Source organism: Terriglobia bacterium, assembly GCA_020073495.1.
GTDB lineage: Bacteria > Acidobacteriota > Terriglobia > Terriglobales > Acidobacteriaceae > JAIQFD01.
The window spans coordinates 251,463-267,896 of sequence record JAIQFD010000003.1 but is presented as its reverse complement, the minus strand read 5'-3'; the positions used below and the strand labels follow the sequence as shown (position 1 = coordinate 267,896).

Here is a 16,434-nt window from a genome sequence, read left to right as displayed (position 1 = left end):
AAAAGTCCGCGGCGTGGAAAAGGCTGCTAGTCGCCAGTCGCTAGCTCGGAAACAGCGATCGCCACAGCGGCGACCGCCGCGGTTTCCGCACGCAGAACGGTGGGTCCTAACCCGGAAGAGATCCAGCCGGATTCGGTGAACTGTCTCAACTCATCGCTGGTCCAGCCGCCTTCTGGGCCGATGGCGAGCAAGACCGGTTCGGCGGCGGAAGCCAGTGCATCCTTGAGTGTCGTCCCCTGCTCCGATTCGGCCAGAACGATGCGCGTGCCGCCGGCACCGGCGAGTGCGGCCTTCAGCTTGACCGGCTCGGCGATCTCCGGCGGCGAGGTACGGCGCGACTGCTCGGCAGCCTCCCGCGCGATGCGGCGCCAGCGCTCCGCACGCTTGGCCGCCGCTGCGGCCAGGTGCGAGTCGGTCCTGCGCGCGATGACGGGAACGATGCGCGCAGCGCCGAGTTCGGTGGCTTTCTCCACCGCCCATTCGAAGCGATCGAATTTGAAGACGGCCAGGTAGAGGTGGATCTGCGGAGCGGCCGAGGCGGGGACGTCTTCGGCCAGCTCAAACTCCACGCGCTGAGGCGTTACGCTCGCGATCCGGCCACGGCGGACGCGTCCGCCAGCAGAGATGTCGAATTCCTGGCCTACGCGCGCGCGCAGGACGCGCACCAGGTGATCGGCGTGGGCCTCCACGAGGGCGGCACGATCGCCGGTGACTTCGTCGGCGATCCAGCGGCGTCTCGTCATATAGGGTGGGACTACTGGAAGATGTCCTTGACTTTGCTGAACAGCGTGCGGTGCTCGGGCTTGTTGTCCACACGGCGCAGCGAATCGAGTTCCTGAAGCAGTTCCTTTTCGCGCTTGGTGAGCTTGCTCGGAGTTTGCACACGCACCTCGACAAAGAGGTCGCCCTTCCCGCGGCCGTTCAGCACCGGCACCCCCTTGCCGCGCAGGCGGAAGGTGGCTCCGCTCTGCGTGCCGTCGGGGATCTTCAGGTTTTGCTCCCCGTCCAGCGTCGGGACCTTCAGCTCGGTGCCGAGGGCAGCCTGGGCGAAGGAGATGGGCAGCACGCAGTGCAGATCGTTGCCCTCGCGTTCGAAGAACGCGTGTTCCTTGACGTGCAGGACGACGTAGAGGTCGCCCGGAGGTCCGCCGAACGAGCCCGCTTCGCCAGCCTCTCCCAGGCGCACGCGCATGCCGTCCTCGACGCCCGCCGGGATCTCGATCTCCTTGGTGCGCTGCCGCAGCACGCGGCCCTGTCCCTTGCACGCCTTGCAGGGGTCGGTGATCACGCTGCCCACGCCGCCGCAGGCCGGGCAGGTGCGCGAGACAGTGAAGAATCCCTGCTGATAGCGGACCTGTCCGCGCCCGCCGCACTGGCTGCACGTCGAGGGCGACTTGCCCGCCGCCGCGCCCGACCCATGACACTGGTCGCAGATCTCGTGGCGGCGGTAGGTGGTCTCCTTCTTGGCGCCGAAGACCGCTTCTTCGAACTCGAGCGTCAGGTCTTCGCGCAGGTCGGCGCCGCGCTGCGCGCGGCTGCGCCGACGGCCGCTGCCGGTGCCGAAAAGGTCGCCGAAACCGAAAAAGTCCCCGCCAAACAGGTCGCTGAGGATGTCATTGAAGATGGACGGGTCGAACTGCACCGAGCCGCCATTCACACCGGCGTGGCCGAACTGGTCGTACTGGGCGCGCTTGTTCGGGTCGGAGAGCACGGCATAGGCCTCGCTGCACTCCTTGAAGCTCTCCTCAGCGTTAGGGTTCCCGGGGTTGCGATCCGGGTGGTACTGCATGGCGAGTTTGCGGTAGGCGCTCTTGATCTCCTGATCGGCGGCACCGCGCCCGACTCCCAGGACCTCGTAATAATCGCGTTTTGCTTGTGTGGCCAGACTCATTCCCCTACGATTTGGATTTTGGATTGCGCGCCACGCGCACCATCGCCGGGCGCAGCAGGCGGTCTTTCAGCTTGTATCCGCGCTGCAACTCTTCCAGCACGTGGTTGTCTTCGGCCTGGTCCGTATCCACCATCTGGACCGCCTGGTGCAGGTGCGGGTCGAAGGGCTCGCCTTCCGACGGGATCTGGCGCACGCCAAGCTTGGCCAGCGCATCGTGCAGTTGCCGGTTGATGAGCTCGACGCCGGAGCGGAAATCCTTGTCCTCTGGGCCTGCATGCTTGATCGCCCGGTCGAAGCTGTCCACGATGGGCAGCAGCTCCTTGACGGCGTCTGCGAGCGCGTAATCCTTGAACTCCGCCTGCTCGCGGACGATGCGCTTGCGCTGGTTCTCGAAGTCAGCCTGCTGGCGCGCCAGGCGGTCGTAGAGCGCATCGCGCTCCGCCCTCAGCTTGCGCAGCTCTTCCTGCTGTGCGGCGGCCTCACTGATGGGCGCTTGGCTTTCAGGCGCGCCCGCCTCCGGCGTCACCTCGCCGCCGTCTTCGCCCGGAGGCAGCTCATGCTCCAAGTCAAGATCCGGTTTTCCGTTCCCTTTTGCCATTCTCCTATTCGATTCCGTTCAACGGTTTTCGTTCAAGATCCTGTCGAACATTTTCGCGATGTAAGACACGGCCGTGATGGTGTGCTCGTAATCCATGCGGGTGGGTCCGATCACGGCAAGAGAGCCCACAACCTCTTCTCCGACGCGAGCGGGGGCACCGATGAGCACCAGGTTGCGCATCTGCGGCATGGCCTCTTCGAGCCCGATCACCACGCGCACCGCTTCCTGGCGGGCGCTGAGGTAGGCGGAAAGCAGTTCGACGATGCGCTCTTTTTCCTCCAGAGCGCGCAACAGCTCCTTGAGGCGCTCCTTGTCGGCCTCGTCCACCACCAGGTTGGCCACGCCCTCGACGAAGACATTCTGCGGAGCAGCCGGCCCGCCGCTGAGCGCGCCACCGCGGCAGAGCTCCTCGAGCGATGCGCGCAGGCGGTCGTACTCGCTGCGCATCTGCTCCAGGCGCCGCCCGATCTCGGCCTTCATGTCCTCGATGGTCCAGCCGCGGAAGTTTTCGTTGATGTAGCGCGCGGCGGTGTCGAGGTCGGACTGCGGCAGGTCGCGCTCGGTCCGAAGCACGCGGTCGCGCACCACACCCGAGCGCGTCACCACCACGGCCAGGATCTTCTTTTCCGCCAGACGCGAGAAATAGACATGATCAAGCGCATTGTGCGCGCCGGGGGCCGCGACTGCCACGCCCACGCAACTGGAGATCAGCGAGAGCACGTGCGAAGTGCGCTCCAGGAATTCCTGCGGGTCGGAGACGCCGGAAAGCGACTGCCGGATCAGCCCCTCGTCGGCCGGGGAGAGATGCGCCCGCCCCGTGATGTGCTCAACGAAATAGCGATACGCCTTGGGCGTGGGCACGCGGCCGGCGGAAGTGTGCGGCTGCTCCAGGAAGCCGGCGTCCGCGAGGTCGGCCATGACGTTGCGGATGGTCGCCGGGCTGAGCCCGTTGGGATTGCTGCGCGACAGCGTGCGCGATCCGACCGGATCGCCCGTGGCGATGTAGGTCTCCACGATGGCCGTCAGAATCTCGCGCTCGCGCGGGCCGATTTGTCCGGGGGACGACATGAATGAACACCTGCCCCACTAAAAGCTTTAGATGCAAAAACTTACACCCAATCCGCAGAGTGGGGTCTACCTAGATTCTAGGTCCGGACGAAAGGGTAGTCAAGGTTTGGCACTCTGGGACTCAGAGTGCCAAACCGCCAGGGCTACTGGATTTTCAGGAAATCCTGGGGGGCGGCTGCGTTCTGCTCGTCCACGCGCGTTACCACCGTCTTGGCCAGGGCGAAAAACGACTTCGCATGCTCACCCTGCTCCCCGGCAAGAACCACCGGGTGGCCGGTATCGCCCCCGCGCCGGATGTCGGGGTCGAGTTCGATTTTCCCCAGGAAGGGGACGTTGAACTGCTTGGCGGTACGCTCGCCTCCGCCGGTGGAGAAGATGTCGATCTCGTGATGACAGTGCGGGCAGACGAAGTGGCTCATGTTCTCGACCATGCCCAGGATGTCCACCTTCACCTGGCGGAACATCTCGATGGCCTTGCGCGCGTCCTGGAGCGAGACGTCGGAGGGCGTCGTGACCACAATGGCGCCGGTCAGGGGAACAGTCTGCATCAGGGAGATGGCGACGTCTCCCGTGCCCGGGGGCAGGTCGATGACTAGATAGTCGAGCTCGCCCCACTCCACCTGCTGGAGGAACTGACGGATGATGGAGTGCAGCATCGGCCCACGCCAGATCAGGGGTTTGTCGCCGGGGTTGAGGAAGCCGACCGAGAGCACCTTAACGCCGAACGCTTCCAGCGGCTCAATGCGGTTCTCGCCGACGACTTTGGGCGTGGCGCTGGTGCCCATCATGAGCGGGACGTTGGGGCCGTAGACGTCGGCGTCGAGCAGGCCGACCTTGTAGCCCAGTTTGCCCAGCGCGACCGCCAGGTTCACGGAGATGGTGGTCTTGCCCACCCCGCCTTTGCCGGAACCGATGGCGATGATGTTCTGAATGCCGGGCAGCGGCTGCGGACCCATCTGCGGCGGAGCATGCATGTGACTCACGGGATACCCTCTGGAGGTAGTGGCAAACGTTCGATTATACCCGCTGAACCAGCGTGCAGGGGGCAGGCGGCAGGTTCCTTCATCCTGCCTCCTGTCTTAGTCAGGACTTGCGGCGCTGGCGTTCCTGCTCGCGGAGTTGCCGGCGGCGGCCGGCACCGTCGTAGCGGCGCTTCTCGTCCTCGGTCTCTGCAATGACGGGCGGCACCGGGACGTGGTGGCCGTGCTCGTCCACGGCGACGAAGGTCAGGAATGCGGAAGCGATGTGCTGGCGCGTGCCTGAAATATAGTTCTCGACGAAGCACTTCACGCCCACCTCCATCGAAGTGCGGAAGGCGCGGTTCACCGAAGATTTCAGGATGAGCAGATCGCCGACGCGAACGGGCGCGAGGAAATCGATGTGGTCCATGGAGGCGGTGACCACATAGCTGCGTGCGTGGCGGTGAGCGGCCATGGCTCCGGCGATGTCGATGAAGTGCATGATGCGACCACCGAGCAGAGAGCCCAGCGGGTTGGCGTCGTTGGGCAGGACGACCTCCGCCATCTCCGATTGCGACTCGCGCACCGGCCGGCCGGACAGGTTGGGTTTCTCGTTCATGGCTTATGTCGTGGCAGAGGTACTGAAGCCGCCCTGCCTGCGGGAAAAGTAGGACTGCACGTAGCACTCGGCCATGCGCTGGATGCGCGCGTCCGGGTGAGGGTTGATCCAGCGCTGCTGCGCCCGGTCGTAGGCCAGGGGACCGTGATCGCGCGGAGCGTGGTCCCGCTCGCAGGTGAAGTAGAGTGCGACCAGGTCCTCGCGGACCTGCGTGACGATGAAGCGCACAGCATCGGCGGTGCGCCCCTGCGGCAGACGCGGACAGCGCCTGGCGTATCCGAGATTGCAGAAGTCTCTCAGCTCTTCATCGGCCAACGCTGCGCCCTCGTGGCCGGGCGCTGTGCACACGCCGCGGAAGCCGTCGCCCAGTGGCAAACGCGCGCGATGCGGCCACAGGTCAGAGACCAACCGCTCGGTCGGCATGAAATACGGGCAGGCCACGGAAAGGCATTCTATCGCATGAGCAATTGGCATTTAGCGCTTAGCGTTTAGCCGTCCAGAGCTTCACATTGGCTAATCGCAAATCCGACTCGCTGACTGCCCTCCCGGCGTGTGATAAATTCGCCTGTTCATTTATGACTGACCGCATGGCAATGCTGCAAGAGTTCCTGAAGGAGAACCCGAACGACTCCTTCGCGCGCTACGGACTCGCTCTGGAGTACGTGAAGGCCGGAAGCGTGGACACCGCGCTTCAGGAATTCAAGACCCTGCTGGAAAAGAATCCCGACTACACCGCCGCCTATCAAATGGCTGGACAGACGCTGGCCAGCGCAGGCCGCACCGCGGAGGCCATCAAGATGCTTTCCGAGGGCATCGCCTGCGCCCGACGCACGGGCAACAACCACGCCATGTCGGAGATGGAGGCGCTGTTACAGGAGTTGAAGCAATGACCGCCACCCATCCCTACGCGCAACTTCTTGGCGACCGCGATCCTCTTGCCGTGCTCGCCGAAACCCAGGATCGGATCCCGGCGCTCGCGCAGAAACTCGGCCCCGAGGGCCTGAAGCGGAGCTACGGGCCGGGTAAATGGAGCGCAGCGCAGGTGCTGTCGCACCTAGCAGATGCCGAGATCGCATTCGGCTTCCGCGTCAGGCAGGTAGTCGCCGAACCTGAGCTCCCCATCCAGCCCTTCGACGAAAACCGGTGGGCGGTACGCTATGACCGCATGAGCGGACTGGAAGCGGCGCAGGCCTTCAAGGCGCTGCGGGCGTGGAACCTGTCGCTGTTCCGGCAGCTCAGCAAGGAAGAGCTGGAGCGGACGGCGCAACACCCCGAGCGTGGACCAGAAAAGGCCGGAACCGTCATCCGCATCCTCGCCGGACACACCCTGAACCATCTGGCCCAACTGGAGAAGATCGTTTCGGGAGCGACCGCCGGCGCCGCGTAGAATCATTGCTTTTTCGAGCTGGCGGCCATTTTGTCGAAGACTTCCTGGGCCGGCCGCAAGTTCCGGCCGACGACCCACTCGATCAGTGTGGGAAAGAGCTGGTACATCTTCACGCTGAAGCGGTGCTTTGCGGGCACGATCACGTCGCGCTTCCTTTTCAGATAGCCGTTCAGCGTCGCTCGCGCCACGTCCTCCGCGGTTGCGTCCGCCCTGCCGCCGCCGCTGAACTTCAACGCTTCCTTGCCCATGACGATGTTCTGCTGGAACTGCGTGGGGATATAGCCCGGGCAGACGGTCATCACGTGAATGCCGTCCGTGCGCAGCTCAACGCGCGCGGCGTGCCCGATGGCGTTCATGGCGTGTTTGGAAGCGCTGTACGCCGCCTGGTACGGCAGCGCGATGTAGCCGACCACGCTCGAGATGTTGATGATGGTGCCCCCGCCCTGCTGTTTCATCAGCGGGACCACCGCCTGCATGCACTCGATGGCGCCGAAGAGATTGGTCTCGAACATGTCGCGGCAGGCGCTCATGCCCATGCTCGCGACCGCGTCTTGCATGCCATAGCCGGCGTTGTTCACCCAGATGTCGATACGGCCGTAGCGGTCGAGTGCTGCCAGCACAAGCGAATCGATGTCGCCGCGCTTGCGGACGTCGCAGACAACGGCCCGGGTCTGATCTTCGTGGCCGATGCGCTGGCGCGCGGTTTCGGCGCGGCCCAGATCGCGCGATGAGAGCACCACGTTCGCGCCTTCGGCGGCAAAGATCCTGGCGATCTCCTCGCCGATCCCCATCGAAGCACCCGTGATGACAGCAACTTTCCCCTGGAGTCGCATAAGAGCAAGGATTCTAATCCTTTAGAAGGGACTCGCCACAGAGGGCACGAAGGTACACGAAGGTAAACGCAACGGGACAGCGGACGAAAGCACCCCCAAGACGCCAACGGCGAAAAAAATGTATCCTGTTTTCCCATGGCCGATCTCCTGCCCCTGTTCCCGCTCGAGCTGGTGCTCTTCCCCGGCGTGCCGCTGCCGTTGCACATCTTCGAGGATCGCTACAAGGAGATGATCGGCGAATGCCTGGAGCAGAAGCGCGCCTTCGGCGTGGTACGCGCCATGAGCGGGCAGGCGGTGGCCGAGGTCGGATGCACGGCCGAGATCGTCGAGGTGGTCAAGAAGTATGACGACGGCCAGCTCGACATCATGTGCGAGGGGCGGCAGCGCTTCGAAGTAGTGCAGCTCGACCAGGAGCGCAGCTACCTGCGCGCGGAAGTGAGTTTCTTCGATGACGAACCCGATGCGCCGTCTCTCGAGCACGCCAAGAGCGCCATCGCGTCGTACGGCGAGCTGATGTCGCTGGTCGAGTCCGAAGCTGAGCCTCCGGAGGCCGACGACCCACAGCTCTCCTTCCACCTGGTCGCCGCTCTGCCCGTGGACCTGGACTTCAAGCAGACCCTGCTGGCCTCGCGCTCCGAGGCCAAGCGCATTGCCATGACCGCCGAGTACCTGGTTGCAGTGCTGCCGCGCATGAAGCGGGCACTCAAAGCCAGAGAAAAAGCCGGCGGGAACGGGCACGGGCTGTAGTAGCTGGCAGCCGGTAGAAAGATTTCCGAAGGTGCAGCGGGGCGTATAATCGGCTCAATGGATGTGGAGGGGGCGTCCCATCGTGAATCTTCCCCGAAGTCTAGGTGAACTCCGGCACAGTCAATTTACAGAAGAGCGTCTGCGCACGCGGCGCGTGAAGGACGAGCTGCGCGAGAACCTGATCGAAAAACTTCGCCGCAAGGAAACCATCTTCCCGGGCATCGTCGGCTTCGACGATACGGTAGTGCCACAGATCGTGAACGCGGTCCTCTCGCGGCATAACTTCATCCTGCTCGGGCTGCGCGGACAGGCCAAGAGCCGCATCCTGCGCGCACTCACGGCGCTGCTCGACCCGCACACGCCGTACGTCAGCGGCTGTGAGATCCACGACGACCCCTATGCGCCCATCTGCAAGCGCTGCCGCGAGTTGGTCGCCCGCGAGGGCGACAAGACGGCGGTCGCCTATCTTTCGCCCGAGGAGCGCTACGTCGAGAAACTGGCCACCCCGGACGTGACCATCGCCGACCTGATCGGGGACATCGATCCCATCAAGGCGGCCAAGGGAGGGCACGAGCTCTCCAGCGAGCTCACCGTGCACTACGGGCTGCTGCCGCGCGCCAACCGCGGCATCTTCGCCATCAACGAGCTGCCCGATCTGGCGGGAAAGATCCAGGTGGGCCTGTTCAACATCATGCAAGAGGGCGACGTGCAGATCAAAGGCTACCCGGTGCGCCTGCCGCTGGACCTTGCCCTGGTTTTCAGTGCGAATCCCGAGGACTACACCGCGCGCGGGAAGATCATCACGCCGCTCAAGGACCGCATCGGATCGGAGATCCGCACGCACTATCCGGCGACGGTGGAGGAAGGCATCGCCATCACCTCGCAGGAAGCGTGGGCACAGCGCAACGGCCACAAGATGCTGGTTCCCAAGTACGTGCGCGAGGTGATTGAGCGCATCGCCTTCGTGGCGCGCGAGGACAAGCGCATCGACAAGCGCTCGGGCGTGAGCCAGAGGTTGCCCATCTCCTGCATGGAAAACGTGATCTCCAACGCCGAGCGCCGCGCCATCCGCAACGACGAGCAGATGGTCGTGCCGCGCGTGGGCGATATCTACTCCGCCATGCCCGCCATCACCGGCAAGCTGGAGCTGGAGTACGAAGGCGAGATGAAGGGCGCCGACAACGTGGCGCGCGAGCTGATCCGCGCCGCCGTCGCCAAGACCTTCGACGCGTACCTCGCGAACGGAGACTTGCAGCAGATCGTGCAGTGGTTCGACCTGGGCGGCGACATCAAGATGAGCGACACGGTGCCGGCCGACGAGGTGGTGGCCAACCTGCGCAAGATCCAGGGCCTCCTCGACAAGCTTGAGCCGCTCGGGGTGAAGCCGAAGGACCGGCCCGAGGTGCTGGTCTCGGCGGCGGAATTCCTGCTGGAAGGCCTGCACGCGCACAAGCGTATCGGCCGTAGCGAAGAGCGCGTCTTCTCGGCCGGCGAGAAGCAGGCGCGCCGGCCCGAGCCGCAGCCGCTGCGCGAGCGCGACGAAGAGCGGCCGAACAGAAATCGCCGCCCCTACAACTGATCGCGCTTGGCGGGCGTGACCCCGAGCAAAGCGAGGGGGAGAGCCCGCCGCGGTCATCCTGACACCGAGCGTAGCGAGGGGGAAGGATCTCCTGTGAAGTTCGTCAAATACAGCAAGTACGTCGGCGATCCCGCGTCGGAGATGAGCATGGAAGACCTGCTCAACGCGCTCTCCGACTACCTGCTGAACAGCGGCTTCCAGAATCCCTACGCCCAGTTCTACGAGATGAACGAGCAGTCGCTCGAGGAGCTGAAGCGCGCCATCGAAGAGGCGCTGCTGAACGGCGAACTGTTCGACGAGGAGATGAGGGAACGTCTGCAACAGATGCAGATGGAGGGCACGCTCGAAGAGTTGGTCGAAAAGCTTATTGAGCGGATGGAGCAGGAGGACTACATCTCCATCGACCAGCCACGCGATCCGTCGAAGCAGTCGAGCGTGGGCGGACAGGTCGGGCGCAACGAGTCGCAGGCGCGGTTCGAGGTCACGGACAAGAGCCTCGATTTCCTCGGCTTCAAGACGCTGCGCGACCTGCTCGGCTCGCTGGGCAAGTCGAGTTTCGGGCGGCACGACACGCGCGACCTGGCCACCGGCATCGAGGCCAGCGGCTCGGCCAAGCAGTACGAATTCGGCGACACGCTCAATCTCGACATCACCGCCACGCTCTCCAGCGCCATCCAGCGCGAGGGCCTCGGCCTGCCCATCAACATCGAGTACAGCGACCTCCAGGTGCACCAGTGCGAGTACCAGTCGTCGTGCGCGACGGTGCTCATGCTCGACTGCTCGCACTCGATGATCCTGTATGGCGAGGACCGCTTCACCCCGGCGAAGAAAGTGGCGATGGCGCTCTCGCACCTGATCCGCACGCAGTATCCGGGCGACTCGCTTTCGCTGATCCTTTTCCACGACTCGGCGGAAGAGGTGCCTCTGTCGCAACTGGCGCGGGTGAAGGTCGGGCCGTACTACACCAACACGCGTGAAGGCCTCCGGCTGGCACAACGCATCCTGCAACGCCAACGGAAAGACATGAAGCAGATCGTGATGATCACCGACGGCAAGCCGTCAGCGCTCACCCTGGAGGACGGCCGCATCTACAAGAACGCCTTCGGGCTCGATCCGCTGGTGGTCAGCCAGACGCTGGAAGAAGTTGCCAAGTGCAAGCGCGCCGGGATCCTGATCAACACCTTCATGCTGGCGTCCGACTACGGGCTGGTGCAATTCGTGCAGAAGGTCACGGAGATGTGCCGCGGCAAAGCGTACTTCACCACGCCGTACACCCTCGGCCAGTACTTGCTGATGGATTACATGTCGCGCAAGACCAAGACCATCCACTGATTCGCTGGCGTCGGCCCGGGTGACGCGCTACCCTGTCTTCCCATGGAAATCACGACCATCCAGCCGTTCTTAGACTACTTCGAGCGGGTGCGCGAGCGAACCATGCGCCTGGTGAAGTGCATCCCGCCGGAAAAACTTGAGTGGAGTTATCGCGAGGGCAAGTTCACGCTCGGCGACCTGGCGCGGCATATCGCTGTGGTCGAGCGCTACCTGTTCGCGGAGAGCGTCAACGGCGGGCGCAATAGCTATCCCGGCTGCGGGAAAGAGCTGGCCGACGGATACGAGAACGTGCTGCGCTTCATGGAGCGCATGCACGCCGAGTCCATGGAGATCTTTTCCCGGGTGAAAGATGAAGACCTGAAGCGCAAGGTGTTTGCCGCCGACGGCTCGACCATGAGCATGTGGAAGATGCTGCGCTCCATGATCGAGCACGAGGCGCACCACCGCGGCGAGATGTACGTGTATCTCGGGATGCTGGGCGTGGCGGTGCCGCCGCTCTACGGCATGACGTCGGAGCAGGTGCGCGAAGTGGCGTTGAAGAATGAAGCTTCGGCCTGAGTGCCGCCCGGAAATCCTCGCCGAGGCCCGCTACGCCGGCTTCTTGGGCGCCGTCTGGTCCGCCTGGAATCCCACCTTGGCGTGAGTGCCGTCGCAGAACGGCTTGTTGCTGGAATGACCGCAGCGGCAGAGGGAAAACGCCGGCTTGCCCGTCAGGTCGTACTGGTTGCCTTCGTAGTCGAGCAAGATAGCTTCGCCTTCGGCCGCTTCGACGCGGAAAGGCCCGTTCTTCTTGGCTGTGATCTTGACCGCCATTCCTTCCTCCGAGATCCTCTGATTGCGGGGCAACAGCTCCGGTTACAGCACGGAGCAGGATAACACGCGGACCGCCAGCCCCTGGCCGCCGATGGGTCCATGAGCCCAAAAAAAAGCCAGGCATTACCCGCGACAGCGCAGCACGTCTATAATTCCGCGTTGCTGCGAACCCGTTCCATCCTCGGCGCAGTCTTCTTTCTCCTCTGCCTGCCCCTCGTGGCGCAGGAAATCACCATTGCCAACCAGGGCAAGACCATCCGTGTGCGCAAGATCGCAGCCAAGATCCACATCGACGGCAAGCTCGACGAGCCCGTCTGGAGCCAGTTGACGCCCATCACCGATTTCACCCAGACCAATCCTGACCTGGGCGCCCCCGGCAGCGAAAAGACGGAGGCGTTCATCTTCTACGACGACGAGAAGATCTACTTCGGCTTCCGCTGTTACGACTCAGAACCGCAGAAGATGGTCCACCGCTACGGCGCCCACGACGCCTTTACGAACTCCGACTCGGTGAACATACTCATCGATACCTTCCACGACCGCCGCACCGGTTACTTTTTCTCGCTGAACTCGCGCAACAGCCAGTACGACGCCACCGCACGAGAATCGGGGCAGAGCGGCGACTTCAGCTCCTACTACGACTCCACCTGGGACGGGATCTGGGAGAGCGCAACCTCCATCGAATCCTGGGGCTGGTCGGCGGAGGTCGCGATTCCTTTCAAGTCCATCCGCGTATCGCGGGCAGCCCAGCAGATCTGGGGTCTGAACCTGGGCCGCGACATCGTGCGCAAGAACGAGAACGATTGGTGGGCGCCGGTGTCGCGCTTCGACGGCACTGCCCGGCCCTCGAAGACCGGCGACCTGACGGGCCTGGAAGACATCAAGGTGGGCCGCAATCTGGAGCTGATCCCCTTTGTCTCGACCAAGTACCGCAAAGCGGAGTGGATACCCGAGTACTCCGGCGGCAGCGGCAACGGCGGTCTGGACGCCCGGTACGGGCTGACCCAGAACCTCACCCTGAATCTCGCCGTCAACCCCGACTTCGCCGAGACGGAGGCCGACGAGTTCACCTCCCAGATCTCGCGCTTCGAAATCTTTTTCCCGGAGAAACGCAAGTTCTTTACCGAGGGCGCCAACTACTTTTCCACTCCGCTGGGCATCTTCTTCACGCGCCGCGTAGGTTCCCTCTTGCTCGACGGAGAACCGCAGCGCATCCTCGAAGGCGGCAAGCTCACCGGCAAGACCGGCCCGTGGACCATCGGGGCGCTGGAAGCCGTCACCCAGCGCACGGATTTCATTGACCCGGGATCGGGCTTCCACGACCTCGCGCCCGCGGCCTTATTCGGCGTACTGCGGGTGCAGCGCGACATCTTCCAGAAATCCACGATCGGCTTCATCTCCGCTACGCGGCTCCAGAACGGGGTGCTGCGCGACTCGGACAACAACGTGCTCAGCCAGAGCGAGTCCACCAATGGCATCGATCTGAACATCGTCTCCGGCGAGCACATCACCTGGGCGTCGCAGTTCGTGGCCAACCAGAACGCGACACACCCGGGCTTCACCGGCCAGCACCTGGGCGGCATCAGTCACTTCAAGTACGACTCCGAGCTGTGGACTTTCGAGACCACGGGGAAGTACCTGGGCCGCAACTTCGACATCCGCAGCACCGGGTTCGAGCCGGAGGTGGACCGCTGGTCGGGCCAGGCGGACGTCGTATACAAGCCCTTCATCGGCCGCTACGGGATCCGGCAGATCTTCGCCACCCTGAACTACGACGAGGCCAATGGCACCCGCGGCGAACTGGAGGATTCCGGCGCTGACGCCGACCTGCGCATCCAGTTCAAGAATTTCTGGAATTTTGAGACCCGCTACTCCTACGACCGAGTCCGATTTTTCCAATTCAATCCCGGCTTCACGCACCAGCTGTGCCCGGACAACCTTGCTTGTACCAGGAATTATGTGACCCCCTTCTGGCAGTTCATCTTGTCCACCAACCAGAGCCGCCCTTACAGTGCGAGCGTGGGCTACACGACCTCCGGCCTGGTGCAGTTCGACGAGAATTTCTTCGGCTACCAGAAACGTGTGGACGTTTCGGTGAACGCCCGGATCGGCGAGCATAATCGCCTGGAGTTGACTGCCGTGGACGCGCGCGAGTCCCTGCGGAACCACACCTACTTCCAGGACCGGCGATTCCTCATCTCCCGCTGGACCTTCCAGGTCACGCCGAAACTGCGCGCACGCGTCCTGGCGCAGTACGCCAGCGACATCCACGGCCACAACCTCAGTCTGAACTCGCTGGTCGCGTACGACTTCACGGCGCGCAGCGCTCTGTTCGTCGGTTACAACCGCCAGCGCCACACGCCGCTGGATCCTGCGGACCTCGGCAACGAAGTCTTCCTCAAACTGTCTTATCTGTTCGGTTTCTAGCCACAGCGAAGGAGTCGTACCTGGTGGGAAGGCTTCCAGGGGCCGGAAGCTGCTTCCCGAGCCGGCGGATTCGGTGCAGGACAGTCCTTACCGCTTGGCCCCCAGGCACTCGCGGATGGACATGGCAAGCTCATAGACAGCGCGAATCTTGGTCGCGGCGCCGGCCGGCAGGGAGGGGCTTGCCAAGACCAGTTCCGATGAGAGCAGAATGCCGGTCAAGGCTTCATTCAGTTCGGTGTACAGCCGCGATTCAGCATCTTCTCGGGCCCGTCGCAGCTCGCCTTCACGCCGCCGGAGGGCGGCGGAGACCTCGCGCGCCACCCGGTTGGCACCGGCGATGGCCAGATTGGCGATCAGCAGTGCTGCTGTACCGCAGGTCGCAACCAAGCTGTCCGCCAACCGGCTATCCAGTTCCCACAGATGCTGCTCCACGACCACGGCCGTGAATTCCGCCCGGCGCAGCTCGTCGCTCGCCGCGTGCAAGTCGCGGACGGTTTGGACCACCTCGCCCGTCAGCTGGCGGATGGCTTCCGCGCACTCCTTACTCCGTCCGGAGGACATGACCAGGAGCACCATGCCTGCTTACGGTGCAAGCGTCCTTCCAGAGACACCCGTTGAAAACGCAGGGGTTGTCTGGGGGCCCGTTCCCGGACTGGCATCCGGCGGGCCGCCCAGTTCACTGTCGGGAGGCGTATTCCTTCAGTTTGCGGTAGAGCGTGGTCTTGCCGATGCCCAGCAGGCGCGCTGCCATCAGCTTGTCACCGTTGAGCTGCGCAATGCTGTTCAGGATCGCCTGCTTCTCCAGCTCAGCCATGGGGATGATCTTCCCGGAACTGATGGGCAGCCCCGGCTGCGCCTGACAGTTCTGGAGGGCTGTGGGCAGATCGCAGACCTGGACGAGCGGTCCCGAGCTCAGCGCGCTGGCGCGCTCCAGCGCGTTCTCCAGTTCGCGCACGTTGCCCGGCCAGTCGTAGGCCAGCATCAGCTTCAGGGCCTCGTCGCTGAGCGTGCGCACCTTTCCGCCCAGGCCGGCCATCTTTTCCAGGAAATAGCTCACCAGCATGGGGATGTCCTGCTTGCGCTCGCGCAATGGCGGCAGCTTGAGTGCCACCACGTTCAAGCGGAAATACAGGTCCTTGCGGAACTTCCCTTCCTCCACCGCCTCCTCTAGGTTGCGGTTGCTGGCCGCGAGGATGCGCACGTTGATGGGGATGCGCCGCGTGCTGCCCACCGGACGGATCTCTTTCTCCTGCAGGGCACGCAGCAGCTTCGCCTGCAGGTCCACGGGCAGCTCGGCGATTTCGTCGAGGAACACCGTCCCGCCTTCCGCCACGGAAAGCAGCCCGTCCTTGGATCGTACCGCGCCGGTGAAGGCGCCGCGCACATACCCGAACAGCTCGCTCTCGATCAGGGTGGGCACCAGAGAACCGCAATCCACCGGGAGAAACGGCTTGTCGCGGACGGGTCCTGAATTATGGATGGAGCGCGCCACCAGTTCCTTGCCCGTGCCGCTCTCACCAATGATCAGCACCGGGTGCGTGCTGCGCGCCACCTTGGCGATCATGCGGTACAGGCGCTCCATCTCCGGTGCGTGGCCGATGATGTTCCCGAACCCCAGGCGGGACCTGACTTTCTCCCGCAACACGCGGTTCTCCGTGGTCAGGCGCAAGTGTTCGCCGACGCGCTGCAGGAGAAGCTTGAGCTCTTCCAGGTTGAAGGGCTTGGGCACGTAATCATAAGCGCCCAACTTCATGGCCTGCACCGCCGCCTGCACCGTCGCATGACTGGTCATGACGATGACCTCGGCTTCCGGGCGGCGCCGCTTCACCTCCTGCAACACCTCCAACCCACCGCTACCCAGGGGCAAATCGAGCAACACGACATCGATGGCCTGGGCATCGAGAACACGGAACGCAAGGTCAATGTTCTCGGCGACGAAGGTGGTCATGGCGAGCGATTGTGCGGCTTCCCGGCAACCCTCGCGCACCGTTCGCTCGTCATCTACGATCAGCAGGTTCAGCAGATCGCTTCGAATTTCCTGAATCTCCGGCATTGACTCAACGGTGGCCATTGAGCATCCCTCCCGCACGAGTCCGACAGCAGTTCTCCTAGTACCACGAATGTGAGGCCCGGCGCAGTGACGTCGACCGCAAAATCTGGAGCGGCGACTCCGGCTTGCGT

The 16,434-nt window shown here is 63.8% G+C and carries 18 protein-coding genes; 7 read left to right on the top strand and 11 right to left on the bottom strand.

Going from position 1 to position 16,434, the window contains the following annotated elements; translation table 11 throughout:
- Positions 1 to 26: 26 nt before the first annotated feature.
- The 7 genes from LAN37_08590 to LAN37_08560 all read right to left on the bottom strand — a co-directional run bounded on the left by LAN37_08590 (position 27) and on the right by LAN37_08560 (position 5,576).
- Positions 27 to 743, bottom strand: coding sequence for a 16S rRNA (uracil(1498)-N(3))-methyltransferase (locus LAN37_08590; protein MBZ5647264.1), 717 nt, complete (start codon positions 741 to 743; stop codon positions 27 to 29).
- 11 nt (positions 744 to 754) lie between these two features.
- On the bottom strand, positions 755 to 1,891 hold the full coding sequence (dnaJ, locus tag LAN37_08585) for a molecular chaperone DnaJ (protein MBZ5647263.1): 1,137 nt from the start codon (positions 1,889 to 1,891) through the stop codon (positions 755 to 757).
- Positions 1,892 to 1,895: 4 nt separating this feature from the next.
- Entirely contained in the window at positions 1,896 to 2,489 is a 594-nt protein-coding gene (gene grpE / locus LAN37_08580) for a nucleotide exchange factor GrpE (GenBank protein MBZ5647262.1), read from the bottom strand.
- 18 nt (positions 2,490 to 2,507) lie between these two features.
- Positions 2,508 to 3,557 carry a heat-inducible transcriptional repressor HrcA gene (hrcA, locus tag LAN37_08575; protein ID MBZ5647261.1) on the bottom strand — a complete coding sequence of 350 codons (1,050 nt, stop codon included), beginning with the start codon at positions 3,555 to 3,557 and terminating at the stop codon, positions 2,508 to 2,510.
- Positions 3,558 to 3,700: 143 nt separating this feature from the next.
- Positions 3,701 to 4,531, bottom strand: a complete 831-nt coding sequence (locus tag LAN37_08570) for an Mrp/NBP35 family ATP-binding protein (protein MBZ5647260.1) — start codon at positions 4,529 to 4,531, stop codon at positions 3,701 to 3,703.
- Between the two features lie 109 nt (positions 4,532 to 4,640).
- The gene (locus tag LAN37_08565) at positions 4,641 to 5,135 is read right to left on the bottom strand and encodes an acyl-CoA thioesterase (protein MBZ5647259.1); all 495 of its coding nucleotides are present in this window, start codon (positions 5,133 to 5,135) and stop codon (positions 4,641 to 4,643) included.
- 3 nt (positions 5,136 to 5,138) lie between these two features.
- On the bottom strand, positions 5,139 to 5,576 hold the full coding sequence (locus LAN37_08560; protein MBZ5647258.1) for a hypothetical protein: 438 nt from the start codon (positions 5,574 to 5,576) through the stop codon (positions 5,139 to 5,141).
- Positions 5,577 to 5,728: 152 nt separating this feature from the next.
- On the opposite strand from LAN37_08560, the gene LAN37_08555 reads away from it, so the two are divergent.
- Both LAN37_08555 and LAN37_08550 read left to right on the top strand, forming a co-directional pair.
- A complete protein-coding gene (locus tag LAN37_08555) occupies positions 5,729 to 6,025 on the top strand; it encodes a tetratricopeptide repeat protein (GenBank protein MBZ5647257.1) in 297 nt (98 codons plus the stop codon).
- Complete coding sequence (locus LAN37_08550) at positions 6,022 to 6,522, top strand: DinB family protein (GenBank protein ID MBZ5647256.1); 501 nt, start codon at positions 6,022 to 6,024, stop codon at positions 6,520 to 6,522. The genes LAN37_08555 and LAN37_08550 overlap by 4 nt, the downstream gene beginning before the upstream one ends.
- A 2-nt stretch (positions 6,523 to 6,524) precedes the next feature.
- Here the strand turns inward: LAN37_08550 and LAN37_08545 are convergent, their stop codons facing one another.
- On the bottom strand, positions 6,525 to 7,355 hold the full coding sequence (locus LAN37_08545; protein MBZ5647255.1) for an SDR family NAD(P)-dependent oxidoreductase: 831 nt from the start codon (positions 7,353 to 7,355) through the stop codon (positions 6,525 to 6,527).
- 135 nt (positions 7,356 to 7,490) lie between these two features.
- On the opposite strand from LAN37_08545, the gene LAN37_08540 reads away from it, so the two are divergent.
- The 4 genes from LAN37_08540 (at position 7,491) to LAN37_08525 (ending at position 11,571) form a co-directional block, all read left to right on the top strand.
- Positions 7,491 to 8,102 (top strand): LON peptidase substrate-binding domain-containing protein, encoded by a 612-nt coding sequence (locus tag LAN37_08540; protein MBZ5647254.1) that lies wholly within the window; start codon positions 7,491 to 7,493, stop codon positions 8,100 to 8,102.
- 61 nt (positions 8,103 to 8,163) lie between these two features.
- A complete protein-coding gene (locus LAN37_08535) occupies positions 8,164 to 9,681 on the top strand; it encodes a magnesium chelatase (protein MBZ5647253.1) in 1,518 nt (505 codons plus the stop codon).
- Between the two features lie 93 nt (positions 9,682 to 9,774).
- On the top strand, positions 9,775 to 11,013 hold the full coding sequence (locus LAN37_08530) for a VWA domain-containing protein (protein ID MBZ5647252.1): 1,239 nt from the start codon (positions 9,775 to 9,777) through the stop codon (positions 11,011 to 11,013).
- 42 nt (positions 11,014 to 11,055) lie between these two features.
- Positions 11,056 to 11,571, top strand: coding sequence for a DinB family protein (locus LAN37_08525; protein ID MBZ5647251.1), 516 nt, complete (start codon positions 11,056 to 11,058; stop codon positions 11,569 to 11,571).
- A 30-nt stretch (positions 11,572 to 11,601) separates the two neighbouring features.
- Here LAN37_08525 and LAN37_08520 read toward each other — a convergent pair whose 3' ends face one another.
- On the bottom strand, positions 11,602 to 11,826 hold the full coding sequence (locus tag LAN37_08520; protein ID MBZ5647250.1) for a CDGSH iron-sulfur domain-containing protein: 225 nt from the start codon (positions 11,824 to 11,826) through the stop codon (positions 11,602 to 11,604).
- 99 nt (positions 11,827 to 11,925) lie between these two features.
- Between LAN37_08520 and LAN37_08515 the strand changes: the two genes are divergently transcribed.
- Entirely contained in the window at positions 11,926 to 14,253 is a 2,328-nt protein-coding gene (locus LAN37_08515; GenBank protein MBZ5647249.1) for a carbohydrate binding family 9 domain-containing protein, read from the top strand.
- 87 nt (positions 14,254 to 14,340) lie between these two features.
- Here LAN37_08515 and LAN37_08510 read toward each other — a convergent pair whose 3' ends face one another.
- Positions 14,341 to 14,829 (bottom strand): hypothetical protein, encoded by a 489-nt coding sequence (locus LAN37_08510; protein ID MBZ5647248.1) that lies wholly within the window; start codon positions 14,827 to 14,829, stop codon positions 14,341 to 14,343.
- 100 nt (positions 14,830 to 14,929) lie between these two features.
- Entirely contained in the window at positions 14,930 to 16,306 is a 1,377-nt protein-coding gene (locus tag LAN37_08505) for a sigma-54 dependent transcriptional regulator (GenBank protein MBZ5647247.1), read from the bottom strand.
- Positions 16,307 to 16,434 lie beyond the last annotated feature (128 nt).